Genomic DNA, 19459 nt, shown 5'->3' on the forward strand with positions numbered 1-19459 from the left:
CGTGCAAAAATGAGGAAGAAATCATGTTGATCCTGATTGCAGGTCCCTATCGCTCGGGCACCGGTGATGACCCGGCCAAGATGGCGGAGAATTTGAAGCGATTGGAGGAGCCGTCCCATGCCCTGTTCAGGGCCGGCCATGTGCCGATGATCGGCGAATGGGTGGCGCTGCCGGTCTGGCATGCGGCGGGTGGTGCCAGGATCGGCGACGACCTTTACGAAGAGATCTTCCATCCCGTCGCAGGACGGCTGCTGGCGCTCTGCGATGCCGTGCTGCGCCTTCCGGGCGACAGCAAGGGCGCGGACAACGATGTGCGCATTGCCCGCGAGCGCGGCATTCCGGTTTACTACAGCCTGCAGGACGTGCCTGGCTGCAGCGAGGCCCGGGTAGCCTGAGTGAAGACGGCCCCGGTGGACATGTTCCACCGGGGCCTCAATTGCCTGGACGCAAGTCGCAAGCGCGCCTCTCAACGGCTTGGCCGCGCACGTTCCGCTCTGCGGAAAGACGTGACTATTCGTGCACGTGCGGCTCGGCGACGAAGGTCAGTGTTGCCGTCAATCCCTTCTTGTCGGCGGCGGTGTCGCCGTCGAGCGGAATGGCGTGGCTGACGGCGAGAATGTTGACGCCGGCATTGCGCAGGGTCACGTCGGCTTCGCCCTTCGCGTCCGTTTTTTCGGAAACAAGCTCCGGCAGTCCGGCATAATCGATGGTGATTTCCTTGCCTTCGAGCGGCTTGCCGTCAAGCAGCAAGCGGACGCGAAATTTTTCGCCCGGCTTCAGGCCGATCGGATTGTCGAGCGGCACGATCTGCAGCGGCTGAGCCGGGAAGGCCGGCATGTCGCCATGCACATGCACGAGCGCGATGCTGTATTTCACCGAGTGGCTGGCCTGCTTGGCGCCAGGAACTTCGCTTTTCGGCTTGTTGACCCATTTGCCGTCGGCACCCTCGCTCCAGTAGCCGTTGTCGAACTCAAGCGCGAGCAGGGCCGGTTCGCCGTCGAGCTTCAGCAAGGCATGGCTGCCGGCCGGCAAGATCGTGACAGGCAGGGCCTTGCCGTCCTCGCCGAGCGCGGAAACGGACTTCACTTTTGCCGGATCATAGGCTTCGTCGGCGGGCCCGTGGCCGTAGATCACGGCAAGATCGCCCCAGCGCTCGCCGATCCAGGCGCCATGTGCAAATGCCGGCGTGGCGGCGGTGGCCATCAGGCCGGCGGCAAGCAGGGAGGAAATGAAGGTCTTCATGAGCAACTCCGAAAATATGTTATAACGTAACAATAACGTTCTATTGAAGTTGGATTTGGCTTGTCAACCGTGGCGACTTCATTTCTTCTGCGGCACGAAAGACGGCGTGATGGTCGCACCGAATGGCAAGGAGAGTAACGTGCTGAAATTGTTCTACACCCCGGGAACCTGTTCGCTGGCCTCGCACATAGCGCTCGAAGAGACCGGCATCGACTACAGCGCCGTTCCGGTCGATTTTTCCAAGGCGGAACAGACCAAGCCCGACTATCTCGCGGTCAACCCGAAGGGACGGGTCCCGGCACTGGTTACCGATCGCGGCACGATTACCGAGACCCCGGCGATCTTGACCTACATTGCCCAGAGCGTTCCGCAGGCGAAGCTCGCACCGCTTGACGATGCCTTCGAATTTGCGCGGATCCAGTCCTTCCTCAGCTACCTCTGCTCGACCGTGCATGTCGCCCATGCCCACGGCCGCCGCGGTGCGCGCTGGGCGGATGACCCGACGGCGCACGAGGCGATGAGAGCCAAGGTTGCCTCAAACATGACGGATTGCTTCCAGCTGATAGAGACCACCATGCTCGCCGGCCCCTTCGTCGCCGGCGAAACCTACTCGATCGCCGACCCCTATCTCTTCACCATTGCCGGCTGGCTCGAGCCGGATGGCGTCGACCCGACGCGGTTTCCGAAAGTTCTCGATCACCGCAATCGCATGACACAGCGGCCAGCGGTCGCCCGGGTTCTCGCGGTTCTGAAAGACTAGGTTCGGGGCGAGCGTCCAGCAAGTCTCTCGGGCAGGTCGAGCGGGGGTTCGTCCGCCCAGGCGATGAACTCTTCATAGCTGATCTTGTCGTCGATAATGGCGCGGACGAACAGCCGGCAATAGGCTGCGGGAATCTCTGGCAGCCGCACATCAAAGTGGGTCCCCAGCTTTGCCAGATCGACATTGGCTATCCGGCCCTCGGCAATGCGCTTTTCCATCCCGAGCCTGCACCCGGTTGCTGCACGGGAAAAGGCATGACGTTCTTCGCGAAGAGCACGTTTCCTCTCCTGCCATTCCTCGACCGTGAGGTTATCAGCGTTGGAGGCACGGCCGAATTCGGCCACCCTGAAATTCATCACGAGCATGAGAACAACGACGAGGCCAAGGCTGGCGATGAGTCCGTTCAATGCCTTGCCGACCCGCATTTGAAACCTTCGCGCCCAGAAACCCTGCATGCCAAGTAGGGAGTAAAGCCGTAAGCTGCAAGATTAAATCTTGGCTATCCCTGCGTGCTTCGTACGCTTGTCGACGCTCGTCCCGGGAGGTCCCCCGACTACATCAACATGTAATCCTTCGGTTTCGGCAGTTCGGGCAGATCGGTTTCACCCAGCGCTTCGCGCAGATTGATCTCGATCGTGTCGGCAAGCGCCACGATCGGCAGGTCGTTCGGCAGTGTACCGAACGGCTCCTCCAGTTCGTCGCCAAGCGCGTCGAGGCCAAAGAAGGTGTAGGCGACGAGCGCGGTGACGAACGGCGTCGCCCATCCGAGTGCGTCGGCAAAGCCGAAGGGCAGCAGGAAGCAGAAGAGATAGGCGGTGCGGTGCAGAAGCAGCGTGTAGCCGAAGGGAACCGGCGTGTTGCGAATGCGTTCGCAGGCGGCAAGCACCGCCGACATGCGCCCGACCGTGCTGTCCAGCATCATCAGCTGAATATCACTGATCCTGTCAGTGGCGCGCAGCTCCGCTAGAATAGCGCCGATTTCGCGCAGCAGCAGGTCGGGGGCGTTCCGGCTGGCCTTGTAGGCCGGCAGCAGATCTGCCGGCAGCCTTTTCAGCGGCTTGTCGGGGTGACTGCCCGGACGCAGGTGGCAGACCAGCGTCTGTGCAAAGGCGATCGCCAGATTGAGCAGGCGTGTGCGGGCGTTGTTTTCGCCGACTGTTCCATCTGCACCGAGGACCAGCGTCTGGCGGGCAAGATCGCGGGAGACGAAAATCAGCTGCCCCCAATCCTTGCGGGCCTCCCACCAGCGGTCGTAGCAAGCATTGTTGCGAAAGCCGAGAAACACCGAAAGGGCGATACCGAGCAGCGCGAACGGTCCGCTGTTGACGCTCGGCACCATGGCCGGAAAGGCCTGGTGCGACCAGACGACGCCGGCAGAGAGCGCAAAGACGAACAGGACCTGCGGGAAGATCCGCTGGATGACCGAACCGCGCAGGATGAAGAAGAGCTTGAGAAGGCTTGGGCGGTCGCGAACGATCATTGTCGGGCACCTGTGCGGCAAGGATTGAGCATCGGTATAGCCGGCACGCAAAAATTGGAAGAGAGCGCGATGTCGCTCTGTGCTCGGAACGGCTCCTTGCCGAAGCTGCACGACTTGAACGAGTGGTTTGTCTGCTGCGGACTTCATCGGCCTCTGTGCTGTCGCGTCGGCCTCCTGAAAAACGTTGAAGCGCCGTGTCGGCAGTCGACCACTCCACCCGTCCTTGATGAGAGGAACGAAGAGGAGGCCGAAATGCGCAAGGTTGTTGCCGGCATGCAAATGACCATCGATGGCATGATCGATGGTCCCGATGGTTATGCAGACTGGGTGGATTCCTGGTCGGATACGTTTGATCTGTTGCCCGAAATCGATGCCTGCGTGCTCGGAAGCGGCATGTACGAGGGCTACGAGCACTATTGGAGCGCGATCAAGGCAGACCCGCACAGCCCGCTCGAACTGAGCGGCAACCTCCCAACTTCGGAGGAGATCGAATATGCCGATTTTGCCCTGAACACGCCGCACTATGTGCTGTCCAATACGCTCGACGGCGTGCGTTGGGCGAACACGACGGTGCTGCGCGACGCGGGCGAGATCGATGTCTTGCGGCGCAAGCCCGGCAAGACGATCTATATCGTCGGTGGCGCACGGACGGTGTCCGGCCTGCTCGACCGGGGCACGATCGATGAATTGCGCCTGACGATCCATCCGTTGGTCGTGGGGGAGGGCAAGGCACTGTTTGCAACGGTCGCGCAGCGGCATCGTCTGCAGCTCAACGAAGCGAAGTCGCGTTCCGACGGAACGGTCAGCCTCGTCTACAGCGTCGGCAAGTGACCGTTCGCGCCGGTCGTCTCGACGGGGCAAGTGTTTCTGCGATGTAGCGTGGGCGTCATTTCTCGATTAACAGCGGGGCTGATCTGCAGTGTCTGATGCGATGAGGTGTCGATTTGCCCCCGCCTATCAAGGTCGAGTTGTTGCCGCATGATCCGCGATGGGTGGAGAGCACGGCTCTGGAAGGTGATCTCTTTGCGGCGATCATCGGCTCGTGTCTGGTGGCCATGCATCACATTGGCTCTACGGCCATTCCGACGATCCGCGCAAAACCGGTCCTCGACCTGGTTCCTGTTGTCACCGATCTGCAGGCGCTCGACGACGGCCGCCGTGAAATCGAGGCGCATGGCTACGAATGGTGGGGCGAGCTTGGGCTGCCCGGTCGCCGCTATTGCACCAAGAGCGACCCGGCGACTGGACGACGGCTCGTTCAACTGCATTGCTATGAAGACGGTTCGCCGGAGATCGAGCGCCATCTCGCCTTCCGTGACTATCTGCGCAGTCATCCGCAGATCGCTGCCGCCTATGATCGCGAGAAGGCCCGGTGCCGGGATCTTCACCCCGAGGATTCCCACGCCTATAGCGATTGCAAGGACGCCTGGATCAAGTCGATCGAGGCACAAGCCTTGGCGTGGCGCCGCGCTTGAGGGGCAAGGCGGTTGGTGCTGCCCGTCGCAAGCCTGAGCTATGCGGAAAAGTCGGCTGACAGTTTGCGCGGTGCTTTTTCCCGCCAGGCGGCGATCAGCCTCTGGGTCAGGCTGGCGTCGTCAATCGCTTGAAGGTGCACCAGCATCGCCGGCCATCCCTTGTAGTGATCGGTTTCGAAGAAGAGGGCCGGATCGAGTTCGAGCAGCATTTCCTTTTCCTCGAGCGCGCACATCACCACGAGGGTTTCGGCATCCTTCATGCGCACGAAACTCTTGCCCTTCACCAGCAGAGCCGGGGTGCCATAGGAGGTCCCGAGCGAAACCTCCGGGAGGCCGGTGCTTTCGGCGAGCTTCACCACGCGGGCAAACGGTCCGTCGAGGTCAGCGACTGGCATGCCGTCGTGCGCGGCGGGTCGGTGGCTCATCGACCACCTGTCGGCGCGCAATCGCAGTTGCACTCCGCCGCCGTCGGCCACGGCCACCCGGGAAAAGGCAGGTCGCCGAGTTCGCGCCCGTCCATGCGTTCGAGATCGGGATGCCGCAACGGATCGCGCGCCCAGGAGAGCAAGGCGTCCTGGCGGGTATCGGTCAAAAATCGAGTCGGTTTCAACAAGGAGAAAATCTTCAGCATGGCGGACCATCCTTTCGATGTTTCCGAGCATCCGCCTGTTTTGCCAAAGTTTCAATTGAGATTGCCGAGAGGACGATTTAGAAAAACTATATGAAGGAACTGAATGCCATTCATCTGAACGGCTTGCGCGCGGTCGAAGCGGCCGGTCGGCTTGGCTCGCTGGCGGCTGCCGCCGAGGAATTGGCGGTGACCCCGGGGGCCGTCAGCCAGCAGATCGCCAAGACCGAGGCGCAACTCGGGCGCATCCTGTTCGAGCGCACGCCGCGTGGGCTGGTCCCCACGGATTTCGGTCGGTTGTTGCTGGCGCGGCTGAGCAGTGCTTTCAGCGAGCTCGCCGAGGCTGTTGCCCTGGCACGACGGCGGGATGAATCGGTGTTGACGATTTCCGTTGCTCCAGTCTTCGCCGCCCGCTGGCTGGTCTACCGGCTCAACCGTTTCGCCGAGCGCCATCCTGATATCAGGCTGCGCATCGACGCGACCACGAGGCTGGTCAATCTCGATACGTCCGATGTCGATGTCGGCATACGCGTCGGTGAGGGGCGCTGGCCCGGGGTCAAATCGGAGTTGTTGCTGGAGCAGGAAGTCTTCCCGGTTTGCTCGCCGGCGATGGCGGAGAACCTGCGCGAGCCTGCAGATATTCTAAAGATCCCGGCCGTCATCGACGGCCATTCGATGTTCTCCTGGGAGGTCTGGCTGCGCGAGGTCGGGCTTTCCGGTGCCGAACTGGGGGTGCGTCATACCTTCAACGAGGCTTCGCTGGTCCTCGATGCGGCGATCGCCGGGCAGGGCGTCATGCTCGCCTGGCAGACGCTTGCCGGTTTCGCCGTGACCGAAGGCAGCCTCGTCGTTCCCTTCGGCATCCGCGCCAGAACCGGTTACGGCCACTATTTCGTCAGCTCGCCTTCGAGGCGCGAGAGCAAGGCCACGACCGCCTTCAAGCGTTGGGTTCGCGACGAGGTCGAAGAGGGCATGCGACTGCTCGACCTCAAGGCGCCACGTAGCCGTTTCAAGCCCGCGACGCCGAGAGATTAGTGTCGCTTCAAGGGCGTGATGGTCGATGCCGTAAGCCTACGCGGCTTCCGTCGACCGAACCTCCATCATCGCCTTGAAGGCCGGGCGCGACTGGCAGCGCGCAAGCCACGTCGTGACCTTCGGGTGACGGTCGAACAGGTCCGCCTGGCTCATGGCGTAGCGGAAGACCTCCGCCACGTTGAGGTCGGCAACGGTGAAGCGGTCTCCGACGATATGGTCGCGACCTTCGAGATGGTTTTCGAGAAAGGCGAAGGCCTTGCCCAATGCGGCAACAGCCGTCGTGACCTTGGCCTTGCCTTCATCGGTCTTTTCGGTGCCGGCGTCGTAGGTCAAAATGATGCGCACGGCGTGCGGCTCGACTTCGGTCGCCGCCCACATCGTCCAGTTGCCCATCAGACCTTCTTCTCTGATGTCGGCTGGTGCAAGCGGTCCGCCATACTTGCGGGCGAGATAGAGATTGTTGGCAAGGGATTCCGTCAGAACAAGGCCATCGTCTTCGATCGCCGGGATCAGGCCCATCGGGTTGACGGCAAGGAAGCTTGCCGATTTGGTGTTGATGGGCGCGTCGTCCGCCAGCGGATCGGCCAGCCGATAGGACTGCTTCACGGGAACAGACTTGAAGGGAATGCCCAGCTCTCCCGCCATCCAGTAATTGCGCGATGCGCGCGAGCGATAGACGCCATAGATCGTCAGCATGTCCGGTTTCCTCCTCCGTTTTTCCTCCTCCGTCTTAGGCAAACACGGGCCGCACAAGAAGCCGCAGGCGTTGATATCCGCCATGAAATCTTTTGATGAAACGATCGGTGCGGCGCCTTGGCCGCTTGTCTTTCAAGCCTTCGCGCTCTAGCAATCCCAACAACGATCGGGGGCTTGATTGACGCGACAGCGGCGAGAATGGGTAAAGATGGATCTGCCAGCACGCATCCTGTGCGCGCTGATCCTCGTCTTTTCTGTCCTGGCCCAGCCGCCGGCGGGCGCTGCCATGCCGGTCATGCCGGAGATGGCAGCCTATGTGCTGCCGGACGGATCGTTTGCCGACCTCTGCCTGACCGGTCATGCTGCGCAAGATGGCAAGGGCCGCACCAGCAGCCATGCGTGCCAATCCTGCTGCCTTGCCGCCCCCGTGGCCCTGCCGACGCCACAGGCATTTCAGGGCAGGTTCTCTTCCGAAATCTTTGTGCGCTCCTCGCTGGCGGCCGAGCTTCTGCTCGCCCGACCGGTGCTTTTGGCTGGCCTCGGACCGCGCGCGCCTCCACAATTCCTCGCCTGATCTGCGCCTGAAGGGGTGAGCGGAAGGCAGCGACACCGACGCCGAGAGCATCTCGGTGGGCCTGGTCGCTTCCGGAGCCGGCTCAGCCACTACATCCACACTTCAAGCAAGGGGCAAGTCGCTGGCTCTTCATGCCGGCCCTTACCCGGGGGAGACACCCATGACGACCGCATCTCTTTCCGGCTCCGCGCGACTGCCTGATGTCGCCGAGCGCGGCATTTCGCTCTATCGCGCCATCTGGCGCTGGCACTTCTTCGCCGGCCTTCTGGTCATTCCGTTCATGATCAGCCTTGCCGTCACCGGCGGGCTCTACCTCTTCAACGACGAGATCGACGACACGCTGTTTGCCTACCGCAATATCGTGCCGGTGGGGGAGGCGCCGCTTCAGCCCTCGGTGATCGTTGCCAACGCCGTCGAGGCGGTGCCGGGCAGCGCGGCGATTGCCTATCGCACGCCTGGTGGCGCCGACCGGTCTGCACGCGTGACCGTGGGCGTTGGCGCCGGCAGGATGATGGTCTACGTCGATCCATATACCGCCGACATTCTTGACATGGTCGCCCCGAGCGACGAGTTCAACCGGGTGGTCGAGGACCTGCACAGCCTGGATTTTTTCGGCAAGCGCGTCGAAATCATCATTGAAATCGTCGCCGGCTTTGCGATCCTGCTCGTCTTTACAGGCGTCTATCTCTGGTGGCCGCGGCAGCAGACCGGTGGCGTGATCACCGTTCGCGGCACGCCGGCGCGACGCGTGTTCTGGCGCGACCTGCATGCGGTCACCGGCATCGCCTCGGCGCTTTTGATCGTCTTTCTCGCCTTCTCCGGCCTTCTCTGGTCCGGTTATTGGGGCTCGACGGTTAATGGCAAGCTGACGGCGGCCGGCCTCGGCTACCCCGCCCAACTCTGGGACGACGTTCCGACCTCCACGAAGGTATCGACCGACGTGCTCGCCAAGGCCGGCTGGCTGGTGGAAAACGCGCCTGTGCCCCTGTCGACCACGGATGGCGCTTCGGTCCCTTCCATCGGGATCGACAGGGCCGTGGCGATTGCCGACAAGGCCGGCATGCTGCCGGGTTATGAACTGGCCATTCCCGGCGACGAGACCGGCGTTTATACCGCAGCCATCTTTCCGGCCGACCTTTCGCGCGAACGCACGATCCATATCGATCAGTACTCCGGCAAGCCGCTGGTCGATATCGCCTTTGGCCAGTACCCGCCGCTCGGCAAGGCGATCGAGTGGGGCATCAACGTCCACAAGGGACAGGAATGGGGGCTGTTCAACCAGCTGCTGATGCTCACGACCTGCCTTGCGATCATATTCGTATCGGTTTCGGCGGTCGTCATGTGGTGGAAGCGACGCCCGGCCGGGCGCATCGGCGTGCCGCCGATGCCGCCGCGCCGTAGCATCTACGCGGGATTGTGGCTGATGGCGCTGCTGTTCGGGCTCGCTTTTCCGCTGACCGGTATCGCGATCGTCGTGATGATCGTTGTGGACCAGGCGCTGATGCTGTTTGCGCCAATGCGCAGGGTCCTGTCCTGATTTGGCGTGGGGCGGCTCGCGCCGCCCCATCTTTCCGGCTATGCTAGTGCCAGATGCAACCTCCACACGTTTTTTCTGATGTTATTTAGGGAAGGCTAACCTTTGGCCGCCTATCGTGGGTTGGGGAAGACGGACGATCTCGACACTGCTTCCGGAGGCCTTGCTTGGCGAAGAACACCTCCCGCAATCCGCGTTACGCTGCCCTCAATGCGGGCGGCAACGAGAATACGCGTCGCCTGATCGACGCGAGCACGCGTCTGGCCGAAGAAATGAGCCGGATCTTTCCCGCCGACCCCGATATTGCCGACCGGCACTATTGGCTGGAAACCATCATCAACCATGTGCCGGATTACATCTACGCCAAGGATACCGACGGCCGTTTCCTCATTGCCAACCAGGTGACTGTCGCCGACAACGGCTTGGAATCGCTTCGCGATATCATCGGCAAGACCGATTTCGATCTGCATCCGCAGCATTTGGCCATGGCCATCGCCGAGGTGGAACGCCGGGTGATCGAAACGGGCGAGCCAATCTTTGGGATTGAAGAGCGTGCGATGGTCACCAAGGGCCGCGATCGCTGGCTGATGACCTCCAAGGTGCCGTTGCGCAACAAGAGCGGCAAGATCGTCGGCATCGTCGGCGTATCGCGCGACATCTCCGACCGAAAGGCGGCGGAACGCTTGCTCGAAGGGCAGGCGCACCTGCTGGAGATGATCGCCAATGGCCGGCCGCTCGACGAATTTTTCCGTGAACTGATCTTGCTGATCGAGGCGCTTATCCCTCGCATTCGCGGTTCGATCCTGATGCTGTCGCCTGATGGTCACCGTCTGCTTCACGGTGCGGCCCCGAATCTCGACGAAACCTATTGCGGCATGATTCACGGCGTGGAAATCGGCCCAAAGGCGGGTTCCTGTGGCACCGCCGCTTGGCGCGGCGAACAGGTGATCGTCGCCGATATCTTCGAAGATCCCCTGTGGGAGGATTATCGCGAGATCGTCCGACCCTACGAATTCCGGGCCTGCTGGTCGACGCCGATCCATTCTCGCGAGCGAAAGGTGCTCGGCACCTTTGCGCTATACTCCGAGGCCGTGTGCGTTCCAGACGAGCAGCAGAAGGAGCTGATCGCCATGGCCGCCCACCTGGCGGGCATTGCGATCGAGCGCAAGCAGGCTGAAGACCGCATCAGCTTCATGGCGCACCACGACGCGCTGACCGGCTTGCCCAACCGGGCGCTGTTCGAAGAGCAGGTCGCCGAAGCGCTTGAAGCGCTGCGTGGGACGGGGCAGTGGGCGGTGCTTGCCTTCCTCGACCTCGACAACTTCAAGCTCGTCAACGACACGCTCGGCCATGCGGCGGGCGACGAACTGCTCAAGGTGACTGCCACGCGCATGCGCGCATCGGTGCGCAAGTCCGACATGGTCGTGCGGGTCGGTGGCGACGAGTTCATCCTTCTTCTGAATGGCCTGCCCTGCGAGCGGGATGTCGTGCTTGCACGCCTTGAGGATATCCGGGCCGCAATCGCTGCTCCCATGCAGATCAACGGCCGCGGGCTGCAGGTCTCCTGCAGCATGGGCGTTGCCTGTTTTCCCAACCAGGGAAAGACCGTCGGCGAGTTGCTCGCCAACGCCGATATGGCGATGTATCGGGCGAAGGAGCTCGGCCGTAACAACCTGCAGGTCTTTACCGAGGAGATGGCCGACAAGGCCCACGAAAAACTGCTGAAGCAGGCGGAGCTGCGCCAGGCGATCGCCCGGGACGAGTTTCTGCTGCATTTCCAGCCGCAGGTAAATCTCGAGACCGGCCGGGTCTTTGCCGCCGAAGCGCTGCTTCGCTGGCGGCATCCCGAGCGCGGCATGATTTCGCCGGGCGATTTCATTCCGCTGGCGGAGGAGACCGGGCTGATCGTGCCGATCGGCGATTGGGTGCTGCGCGCCGCTTGCCGTCAATGCAAGGCCTGGCATGACGAGGGGCTGCCGTTGCTGATCGTCAGCGTCAACGTCTCCGCACGACAGTTCCGCGAGCGAAACTGGGCGGCGCATGTCGCTGCCGTTCTCGCCGAGATCGGCCTCGATCCGCGGTTCCTGGAATTGGAACTGACGGAGAGCCTGATCATGCAGGACGTGCCGGGTGCATTGGCGACGATGCATGAGCTGGAGGCAATCGGCGTGCATCTGGCGATCGACGATTTCGGCACCGGATATTCAAGCCTTAGCGCGTTGAAACGGTTTCCTGTGCGTCGCCTGAAGATCGATCGTTCCTTCGTCGAGGACATTCCAGCCGATGTCGACGACAAAGCCATTACGGCGGCGATCATATCGCTGGCGCAAAATCTCGGCCTCAGGGTTATTGCCGAAGGGGTCGAGACCCAGGCGCAGGTAGATTTCCTGCGCCACAGCGGTTGCGACGAGATCCAGGGCTATTTCTTCAGCCGCCCGCTCGCGTCCGCCGACTTCGAGGCGCTGTTGCGCCAGCCAGCCATGACAGCCGCCGCACTCTGATCCGCGCCGTTGCACGCGCCGTGATGCCATCGGAAACGTGATCCGACGTTTGCTGACACAAGCCTCGTTCCAGCCGTAGATGCCAGCATTCTTACATTGGGCGGGTCTGCGCGAATCGTTTCGTTAATCAATTTCGTGCAGCACTCCAGTTCGTCGCCGCACTCAAGCCTTTCAGAGTTCGATGTCCTCTTCAGTCATTTTTTCCCGTCGCCAGTTCCTCCGTGCATCAGGCATCGCGCTTGCTTCTGCAGGTCTTGCAAGCTGTACGTCCTCGATGAACACCGACCGTTTCCGTCAGGAAACCGCGCCGGTGTTCCGCAATCCTGCTCTTGAGGGGCGTTGGGTCGATCCGCGTGCCGAGGGCATTCTGGAAGGCCCGATCGGTGAAGGCCCGCAGCCGACCGGTCTGCCGCCCCAGAGCGCCTATTATGGCGACATCTATGCTGCGGTCGACGATGGCGGTTATCAGATCCCGGCCGTGCCCTACCGCCAGATCGACGCGCGGTTTTATCGGCAGGAAGTCAGCGATCCCTTTGGCGAGCGCCCGGGCACCATTGTCGTCGATACCGGCGACCGGTTCCTCTATCTGATCCAGCCGGGTGGCAGCGCGCTGCGCTACGGTGTCGGTCTCGGTCGCGAGGGCTTTGCCTGGAACGGTCGTGGCGTCATCCAGTGGAAGGCAAAGTGGCCACGTTGGACGCCGCCCGATTCGATGATCGCTCGTCAGCCGCAACTGGCGAAATTTTCCGCCGGCAACGGCGGCATGGCGCCGGGGGTCAACAACCCGCTGGGTGCCCGCGCGCTCTACATCTTCCAGAATGGGCAGGATACGCTTTATCGCGTGCACGGCTCGCCCGAATGGAAGTCGATCGGCAAGGCCGTGTCGTCCGGCTGCGTGCGCATGCTCAACCAGGATGTCATGGATCTCTACGATCGCGTGCGCGGCAAGGCGCCGATCCTCGTCGTCTGATCCGCTTTTGCGTACCGCGCGTCAAAATAATTCGGATGCCCGACTTGCGGCATCCCGGTTTGCTGTGGCGCACGCAGACTGAACCTCGTGATCTGCACGCTACTCAAGGCCTGAATTCGGGTGTTGCGCTGCTCCGCAACGGCGGCGATCAGTTTTCGCTCTCGCTGGACGAGAGCCGTCGGGTCAACTGGTGCAGGGATTCCCGGATCTCTCCGGCTTCCTCCAGGCTGCAACCCGATGCCTTGCCGATATCTGCCAGAATACCGAAGGCCTCCGTCTTGAGTTCACGGCCCTTGTCGGTCAGGCTGACGATCACCTGCCGTTCGTCGCCAGGATCCCGTTGGCGAGCGACATACCCTGCCGCCTCCAGCCGTTTGAGGAGAGGGGACAGTGTTCCCGAATCCAGCCCGATCTCCTCGCCGATCCGCTTGACCGTCATCCCGTCCTGTTGCCAGAGCGCCAGCAGCACGAGATATTGCGGGTAGGTGAGGCCGAAACGATCGAGCAGCGGTTTGTACGCGCGCGTGAAGGCGTGGGCGGCGGAATAGACGGCAAAACAGAGCTGTTTGCCGAGCGTCAGCGCTTCGTCGGGGATCGCTTCGAATGGTGCCGCTTTCGTCGTCATGGTCGCATTGTCGCAAATTTGGGTCGAAAATGCAATTTGCAAAATTAATTTGCGTACAATTTAATTTTGCGATACACGTTCTCCATCGACATTGAAACCGCACAGGAGACCCCGCCAATGCCCATTCTCTATCGTACCACAGCATCCGCAACTGGTGGCCGCGCTGGCCAGGCCAAGAGCGCCGATGGCGTTCTTGACGTCACGCTGACCGTGCCGAAGGAACTGGGCGGCGACGGCGCCCGCGGCACCAATCCTGAGCAGCTCTTTGCCGCCGGCTATTCCGCCTGCTTCCTCGGCGCGCTCAAGTTCGTCGCTGGCAAGGAGAAGGTAAAGCTTCCCGAAGACACCACCGTGACGGGCACGGTCGGCATCGGCCCGCGCGAAGATGGCACCGGCTTCGGCATCGACGCTGCGCTCGAAATCTCGTCGCCGGGCGTCGACAAGGCGGTTCTCGAGGATCTGGTCCAGAAGGCACATATCGTTTGCCCCTACAGCCACGCGACCAAGGGCAATATCGACGTCAAGCTGACGGTCGCCTGAGACCTGCTCCCATCCGGAAGTAACAAAGCCCGGCGGGTTGGTTCCCGCCGGGCTTTGCTGTTTTTCAATGACGGGGAGGGAGCGCGCGCCGTTTCCCGAACATGCCTGCGGCAGTATCAGGCCTTTTTCAGGAATTCGGTACGCAGCACCAGTCCCTTGATCTTTTCGACCCGGCACTCGACTTCGTCGGGATTGTCGGTGAGCCGGATGCCCTTGACCACCGTGCCGCGCTTGAGCGTGGTCGAGGTGCCCTTGACCTTCAGATCCTTGATCAGGGTGACGTTGTCGCCGTCATTGAGGATGGCGCCGTTCGAATCTTTCACGTCCATGGGATGCTCCTTTCAAGATGCGGGCACGCCCTGATCCGGTGGACCAGGGCGCGCGGAATTCGTCCTTCGTATCGTCTTGGCCAACGGGGTTAGCGTCTGCTCAGGCTGCCGAGAATGCCGCGGACCAGGGCGCGGCCAACCTGCGTCGCAACCGTGCGGGCAACCGATTTCATCGCCGCCTCCACCACGGTCTCGCGCTGGTATCCGGAAGACTTCGGGCGGGCCTGCTTTCCGGCCGGCGCCGCCGGCTCATCGTCGCCGAAGCCCGGAAGCGTCCAGCGGCTGCCGCCGGTATTGGCTTCCACCGGCTCCTGCTCGGCCTGCTGCTGCGCTTCCGCCGCCTTCTTCGCCCGTGCCGTTAGCATTTCATAGGCCGATTCCCGGTCGAAATCTTCGTCGTACTGGCCGCGGACCGGGCTGACATCCATGACCTTCTGGCGCTCCTCCGCCGTCAGCGGGCCGACGCGCGATTGCGGCGGGCGCACCAGCGTGCGTTCGACCATTGACGGGGCGCCCTTGCCCTCGAGCGTCGAGACCAGTGCCTCGCCGGTGCCGAGATTGGTGATGACGGTGGCGCAGTCGAACTCCGGGTTGGGGCGGAAGGTGTCGGCGGCGGTCTTCACCGCCTTCTGGTCGCGTGGGGTATAGGCGCGCAGCGCATGTTGGACCCGGTTGCCGAGCTGGCCCAGGATCGTTTCCGGCACGTCGAGCGGGTTCTGCGTGACGAAGTAGACGCCCACACCCTTGGAGCGGATGAGGCGCACGACCTGTTCGACGCGTTCCGTCAGCACCTTCGGCGCATCGTTGAACAAAAGATGCGCCTCGTCGAAGAAGAACACCAGCTTCGGCTTTTCGGGGTCGCCGACTTCGGGAAGTTCCTCGAACAGCTCGGACAAGAGCCAGAGCAGGAAGGTCGCGTAGAGGCGCGGGTTCATCATCAGTTTGTCGGCGGCAAGCACCGAGATCGCGCCGCGCCCGTCATTGGTCGTGCGCATGATGTCGGTGATCTTCAGCGCCGGTTCGCCGAAGAAATGCTCGGCGCCCTGCTGTTCGAGGATCAGGAGTTCGCGCTGGATCGAGCCGACCGAGGCCTTGGAGATGAAGCCGTACTGGTTGGAAAGCTGGGTGGCGTTCTCGCCCATGTAGTTGAGCAGCGCCTGCAGGTCCTTCAGGTCGAGCAACGGCAGGCCACCCTGGTCGGCGATCTTGAAGGCGATGTTGAGCACGCCTTCCTGTGCATCGGTCGCGTTCATCAAGCGCGACAAGAGGAGCGGGCCCATTTCCGACATGGTGGTGCGGACACGGTGGCCTTTTTCGCCGTAGAGATCCCAGAAAATGACCGGGAACTCCTGGAAGTCGTAGGGGTTCGTCGGCAGGCCGATCTGTTCGGCGCGCTTGGTGATGAAATCCTTCGGCTCGCCGATCGCGCCGATGCCCGAAAGGTCGCCCTTGACGTCGGCGCAGAACACCGGAACGCCGGCATTCGAAAAGCCTTCGGCCAGGATCTGCAGCGTGATGGTCTTGCCGGTGCCGGTTGCGCCGGTGATGAGCCCGTGGCGGTTGCCGAATTTCAGCTCGAGGTATTCGCCTTTGTTGATCGTATCGTCCGGCTTGCGGCTGGCGCCGATAAAGAGCTTGCCTTCTTCCACCATGTGGGCTTCATCTCCGTTTCATCAATGAAAGCGGGCGGTTCGCGGCTTTCCGCCGAGGCCCGTCATCGAAATGTGGCTCGCCCCTGTTATAGGCGGTGCCGCTCTACCCGGCAACAAGTCGATTGCGGCGCACAGCCGCGAAAGTTGCGCATGGGGCAGGGGCGGATCGGTCGCATTGCCAAGCGGTCGCGAGCGTGAAACGATCGTGTAGACCTGTGGAAATGCACGCCAGCGCGAAGTGTAAACCGCTGTTTGAAAGCTGGTGGTTTACCCGGCATTCCATCCATCATCGCTTGTTATTTCGGAAGCGATCATTTACCTTGACGTCAACGTCAAAATTCAACGAGGGAGTTATCCATGAATGAACTGGTCACGCGCGTAGCGGAGAATGTCGGTCTCGAGCCTGCGACGGCTGAAAAGGCTGTCGGCATGATTCTCGGCTTCCTGCAGCGCGAAGCGGCCGACGGCCCGGTTGCCCAGATGATCGCATCGATCCCGGGTGCGACCGACCTGATCGCCCAGTACAACGGCGAAGGCAAGGGCGGCGGCGGCCTGCTCGGCGGCCTGATGTCTGCGATCGGTGGCGGCGGCGTGATGGCGCTCGGCCAGCAGCTGATGAGCCAGGGCCTCGGCATGGGCGAGATCACCTCGCTTGCCAAGGAAACCATAGCATTCGCCAAGGAAAAGGCTGGCGCCGACGTCGTCGACGAAGTCGTCGCCTCGGTCCCGGGCCTCAGCCAGTTCGTCTGATCCGTTTCGGGTGCGTCTAAGGAAAACCCGCCGGTGCTCGCGCCGGTGGGTTTTTTGTTGCCTCCGTGTCCTATCCTCGATCAACGCTCAACCGTCCGCGCCGCGTTCCAGCCGGCATATCATCGCATCGATCTGGCGTTCCGTTTCCCGGGGATCGGTCTGGTGGAACGGCTGCCCCTTTGCCAGGCTGGGTACCAGGACGTCGAAGGAGAGTGACTTGATCAGCGCCAGCGACGCAAGATAGGCGGCCCTGTCGCTGCTGTTCAAAACAGCGCCGATCCATCGTCCCTCTTTCAGGAAGATCGTATCGCCGGTGAACAGATAACGACGCTGGCCATCGTTCCAGAGAAAGCAGGCCGAACCGGCGGTATGCCCTGGCGTGGGGATCACCTCGAAATCCGGGAAGTGCGTCTCGCGGCCGGCAAAGCCACCCCCCATACGGCAATGTGTCAGGATCTGCCGTCGTTCCAGCTCCGGACCGAACAGCGGTGCGGCGAGGTGCTCGCAGGCCCAATCGCAGGACGGCATCGCCTGGTGATGGTGGTTGATGTATTGCCGGGCGAACGCCCCCGTCGACAGCAGTCCGTCCGCCTCGTCTGCAAGCCGCCGCGAGGCGTAGACGATGAGGTTGCCATCGGGGCGACGAAGGACGAAGGCGCGACCGGTGAAATCCGGTGCGAAGCTCAGTTGCTCGGCACCGACGCCATAGAGGGTGTCGAACAGATGCTCCATCATGCCGTCTCCCGCGGCTTGGTACGAAGGGTGCGATTGAGCATGGTTGCAAGCAGGATGCAGCAGAGAGCACCTGCTCCGATGAATCCGGCACCCGACGTCCAGCCAAAAGTTTCGATTGCGGTTCCGACGGCAACCGGGCCGACGAGTTGCCCGAGATTGCTCCCCTGCATCAGCAGCCCCATCGCCATCGGTGCCAACTCGGGCCGTGGCGAGACTATCGGGACCGTTGAGATCAACGTCGCGGGGATCAGCCCGCCTATGGCCGAAAACAGCACGCACAGCGCAAAGGTCAGCGTATCGCCCGATTGCGACAGAAAGATCCACAGGCCTGCGGCTCCCATCAGCGTGGCGGCTACGATGACCAGACGGCCGCGGCCGACGCCCCGAGCCAGCATGGTCCCTGCTGCAAGATTGCCGATGACGTTGGCAAGCGTGATGAGGGCGCTGAGCACACCCGCCGTTGCAAACGAAACGTTCATGCGCGCGACGAGCAGGATCGGCAGGAAGCTGGACAGTGTGAACGACATCAGGCTGTAAAGGCTGAAGAGCGCAAAGAGCAAGACAGGTCCGCGGCTTGTCAACGTTGTGAGCATGTCCGAGCGGATGCCGCTGGCCGATGCGCGTGGCCCGCTGCGGGAGGGCAGCACCGCTGCGATCACGGTCAACAGGCTGAGGAGCGCGACGAGGCCGTTGCCCCACCAGATCGCCTGCCAGTTTGCAAACAGCGGGCCTGAGAGCATGGCGACCGCCATGCCGGCGGGCATGAAGCAGCTCCACAGGGCAAAGACGAGGTCGCGCCGAGACAGCGCGACAATGCGCATGAGGATTGCCGGACCGGCGACGACCACGAGCAGGAAGCCAAAGCCCTCGAACAGGCGCGACAGGATGAGCAGCGAGAAGTTCGGGCTCACGGCGCCGATCAGGATGCCGATGAGGAGAATTCCCATGCCAATGACCATCATGCGCCGGTCGCCGATGGCCGCGACCATGGCGCCGGCCGGCATGCCGCCGGCGACGCCGACGATCGCGAAAATCGACGTGATCCAGCCGAGTGCAGTCAGGTCAAGGCCGAGATCTGCCTGCAGGAGGGGGCCGGCGATCAGCCCCTTGCCAACCTGCATCGCTGCGACCATGCCGGCCGCAACGACGGCGGTGACGGCGATCCACTCGGTTCTCTCCGGGCTGAGAGCGACAACCGCCGACATCAGGCGAGCTCCGCCACGCGGGCCCTGCCGGCGACCAGTGCCGATGCCAGTTCGGCGACGTGGCGGCCTTGGAAGCGCGCGCCGTCCAGTTCGTTGGCGCTCGGCTGTCGGTCGCCGCCATTGCCGTCGTCGGCAAGCGTCGAGGCACCATAGGGTGAGCCGCCGCTGATCTCGTCCATGCGCATCTGTCCCTTGAAGCTGTAGGGCAGGCCGGCGATCACCATGCCCAGGTGAAGCAGCACCGTATGGGTCGCAAGGATCGTCGATTCCTGGCCGCCATGCTGGCTGCCGGTCGAAGTGAACACACTTCCGATTTTCCCGACCAGCGCATCCCTGGCCCAGATGCCGCCGGCCTGATCGAGAAAGTTCTTCATCTGCGCAGCCATGTTACCGAAGCGGGTTGGTGTGCCCAGGATGATAGCGTCGTAGTCAGCGAGCTCTGCGACGCTTGCGACCGGTGCCTCCTGATCGCGCTTGTAGCCGGATTTGATCGCGACAGCCTCGGGCACGATCTCCGGAACCCGCTTCAACGAGACGGTCGCGCCGGTGGCACGGGCGCCATCGGCCACGGCAGCGGCCATCGTCTCTATGTGGCCGTAGGAGGAGTAGTAAAGCACGAGGATCTTTGCCATTTCGCTTTCCCTTGTTCCGCTTGCGGCGCATTTGCCGCCGCTGATGTCAGGCAGGATGAAGGCTTCAATCGATCTGAAAAAGTGATATAATTTTCA

23 protein-coding genes are annotated in these 19459 nt (G+C 62.4%); 11 read left to right on the plus strand and 12 right to left on the minus strand.

The genetic code is table 11. The features are described from left to right. The first annotated feature begins 23 nt into the window (after positions 1-23). A complete protein-coding gene (locus tag AC1Q80_RS04825; protein WP_492359756.1) occupies positions 24-395 on the plus strand; it encodes a DUF4406 domain-containing protein in 372 nt (123 codons plus the stop codon). A gap of 115 nt (positions 396-510) precedes the next feature. Here the strand turns inward: AC1Q80_RS04825 and AC1Q80_RS04830 are convergent, their stop codons facing one another. Continuing rightward, complete coding sequence (locus AC1Q80_RS04830) at positions 511-1242, minus strand: DUF4198 domain-containing protein (protein WP_492359757.1); 732 nt, start codon at positions 1240-1242, stop codon at positions 511-513. Positions 1243-1381: 139 nt separating this feature from the next. Here AC1Q80_RS04830 and AC1Q80_RS04835 point away from each other — a divergent pair, with 139 nt between their 5' ends. Further along, positions 1382-2002, plus strand: coding sequence for a glutathione S-transferase family protein (locus tag AC1Q80_RS04835; RefSeq protein ID WP_492359758.1), 621 nt, complete (start codon positions 1382-1384; stop codon positions 2000-2002). Here AC1Q80_RS04835 and AC1Q80_RS04840 read toward each other — a convergent pair. After that, positions 1999-2427, minus strand: coding sequence for a hypothetical protein (locus AC1Q80_RS04840; RefSeq protein ID WP_492359759.1), 429 nt, complete (start codon positions 2425-2427; stop codon positions 1999-2001). The genes AC1Q80_RS04835 and AC1Q80_RS04840 overlap by 4 nt on opposite strands. Before the next feature lie 128 nt (positions 2428-2555). Further along, the gene (locus AC1Q80_RS04845; RefSeq protein ID WP_492359760.1) at positions 2556-3482 is read right to left on the minus strand and encodes a bestrophin family protein; all 927 of its coding nucleotides are present in this window, start codon (positions 3480-3482) and stop codon (positions 2556-2558) included. A gap of 252 nt (positions 3483-3734) precedes the next feature. On the opposite strand from AC1Q80_RS04845, the gene AC1Q80_RS04850 reads away from it, so the two are divergent. Beyond that, positions 3735-4313, plus strand: a complete 579-nt coding sequence (locus tag AC1Q80_RS04850) for a dihydrofolate reductase family protein (RefSeq protein WP_173419295.1) — start codon at positions 3735-3737, stop codon at positions 4311-4313. Between the two features lie 113 nt (positions 4314-4426). After that, complete coding sequence (locus AC1Q80_RS04855) at positions 4427-4957, plus strand: GrpB family protein (protein ID WP_492359761.1); 531 nt, start codon at positions 4427-4429, stop codon at positions 4955-4957. Between the two features lie 38 nt (positions 4958-4995). Here the strand turns inward: AC1Q80_RS04855 and AC1Q80_RS04860 are convergent, their stop codons facing one another. Together AC1Q80_RS04860 and AC1Q80_RS04865 are read right to left on the minus strand one after the other, a co-directional pair. Then, complete coding sequence (locus AC1Q80_RS04860) at positions 4996-5382, minus strand: MmcQ/YjbR family DNA-binding protein (RefSeq protein WP_492359762.1); 387 nt, start codon at positions 5380-5382, stop codon at positions 4996-4998. Further along, on the minus strand, positions 5379-5588 hold the full coding sequence (locus AC1Q80_RS04865; protein ID WP_492359763.1) for a hypothetical protein: 210 nt from the start codon (positions 5586-5588) through the stop codon (positions 5379-5381). The genes AC1Q80_RS04860 and AC1Q80_RS04865 overlap by 4 nt, the downstream gene beginning before the upstream one ends. Before the next feature lie 90 nt (positions 5589-5678). On the opposite strand from AC1Q80_RS04865, the gene AC1Q80_RS04870 reads away from it, so the two are divergent. Beyond that, on the plus strand, positions 5679-6620 hold the full coding sequence (locus AC1Q80_RS04870; RefSeq protein ID WP_209787123.1) for a LysR substrate-binding domain-containing protein: 942 nt from the start codon (positions 5679-5681) through the stop codon (positions 6618-6620). Between the two features lie 36 nt (positions 6621-6656). On the opposite strand, the gene AC1Q80_RS04875 is transcribed toward AC1Q80_RS04870, so the two are convergent. Further along, a complete protein-coding gene (locus tag AC1Q80_RS04875; protein WP_492359764.1) occupies positions 6657-7316 on the minus strand; it encodes a glutathione S-transferase family protein in 660 nt (219 codons plus the stop codon). Positions 7317-7524: 208 nt separating this feature from the next. Between AC1Q80_RS04875 and AC1Q80_RS04880 the strand changes: the two genes are divergently transcribed. The 4 genes from AC1Q80_RS04880 to AC1Q80_RS04895 all read left to right on the plus strand — a co-directional run bounded on the left by AC1Q80_RS04880 (position 7525) and on the right by AC1Q80_RS04895 (position 12895). Further along, complete coding sequence (locus AC1Q80_RS04880; protein ID WP_492359765.1) at positions 7525-7890, plus strand: hypothetical protein; 366 nt, start codon at positions 7525-7527, stop codon at positions 7888-7890. 160 nt (positions 7891-8050) lie between these two features. Then, positions 8051-9427 carry a PepSY-associated TM helix domain-containing protein gene (locus AC1Q80_RS04885; protein ID WP_492359766.1) on the plus strand — a complete coding sequence of 459 codons (1377 nt, stop codon included), beginning with the start codon at positions 8051-8053 and terminating at the stop codon, positions 9425-9427. Positions 9428-9591: 164 nt separating this feature from the next. Next, complete coding sequence (locus AC1Q80_RS04890) at positions 9592-11925, plus strand: putative bifunctional diguanylate cyclase/phosphodiesterase (RefSeq protein ID WP_492359767.1); 2334 nt, start codon at positions 9592-9594, stop codon at positions 11923-11925. A gap of 181 nt (positions 11926-12106) precedes the next feature. Beyond that, the gene (locus AC1Q80_RS04895) at positions 12107-12895 is read left to right on the plus strand and encodes a L,D-transpeptidase family protein (protein WP_492359768.1); all 789 of its coding nucleotides are present in this window, start codon (positions 12107-12109) and stop codon (positions 12893-12895) included. A 148-nt stretch (positions 12896-13043) separates the two neighbouring features. Here the strand turns inward: AC1Q80_RS04895 and AC1Q80_RS04900 are convergent, their stop codons facing one another. Beyond that, on the minus strand, positions 13044-13520 hold the full coding sequence (locus AC1Q80_RS04900) for a MarR family winged helix-turn-helix transcriptional regulator (RefSeq protein WP_492359769.1): 477 nt from the start codon (positions 13518-13520) through the stop codon (positions 13044-13046). A gap of 117 nt (positions 13521-13637) precedes the next feature. Here AC1Q80_RS04900 and AC1Q80_RS04905 point away from each other — a divergent pair, with 117 nt between their 5' ends. Beyond that, positions 13638-14060 carry an organic hydroperoxide resistance protein gene (locus AC1Q80_RS04905; RefSeq protein ID WP_043610962.1) on the plus strand — a complete coding sequence of 141 codons (423 nt, stop codon included), beginning with the start codon at positions 13638-13640 and terminating at the stop codon, positions 14058-14060. A gap of 116 nt (positions 14061-14176) precedes the next feature. On the opposite strand, the gene AC1Q80_RS04910 is transcribed toward AC1Q80_RS04905, so the two are convergent. Then, positions 14177-14389, minus strand: coding sequence for an alkylphosphonate utilization protein (locus AC1Q80_RS04910; protein ID WP_025426258.1), 213 nt, complete (start codon positions 14387-14389; stop codon positions 14177-14179). Positions 14390-14478: 89 nt separating this feature from the next. Further along, positions 14479-16041, minus strand: a complete 1563-nt coding sequence (locus tag AC1Q80_RS04915; protein WP_173419305.1) for a helicase HerA-like C-terminal domain-containing protein — start codon at positions 16039-16041, stop codon at positions 14479-14481. 357 nt (positions 16042-16398) lie between these two features. On the opposite strand from AC1Q80_RS04915, the gene AC1Q80_RS04920 reads away from it, so the two are divergent. Beyond that, positions 16399-16791: a hypothetical protein gene (locus AC1Q80_RS04920; RefSeq protein WP_173419306.1), complete on the plus strand. Its 393-nt coding sequence runs from the start codon at positions 16399-16401 to the stop codon at positions 16789-16791. Between the two features lie 87 nt (positions 16792-16878). On the opposite strand, the gene AC1Q80_RS04925 is transcribed toward AC1Q80_RS04920, so the two are convergent. Genes AC1Q80_RS04925 through wrbA form a run of 3 tightly spaced genes read right to left on the minus strand, consistent with a single transcriptional unit; the run spans position 16879 to position 19363 of the window. After that, a complete protein-coding gene (locus tag AC1Q80_RS04925; protein ID WP_492359770.1) occupies positions 16879-17526 on the minus strand; it encodes an MBL fold metallo-hydrolase in 648 nt (215 codons plus the stop codon). Beyond that, positions 17523-18731, minus strand: a complete 1209-nt coding sequence (locus AC1Q80_RS04930) for an MFS transporter (protein ID WP_492359771.1) — start codon at positions 18729-18731, stop codon at positions 17523-17525. Before AC1Q80_RS04930 ends, AC1Q80_RS04925 begins: the two co-directional genes overlap by 4 nt. Further along, entirely contained in the window at positions 18731-19363 is a 633-nt protein-coding gene (gene wrbA / locus AC1Q80_RS04935; RefSeq protein WP_492359772.1) for an NAD(P)H:quinone oxidoreductase, read from the minus strand. Before wrbA ends, AC1Q80_RS04930 begins: the two co-directional genes overlap by 1 nt. Between the last annotated feature and the right edge of the window lie 96 nt (positions 19364-19459).

This window comes from Ensifer sp. GW823-FHT05D09 (genome assembly GCF_058795755.1).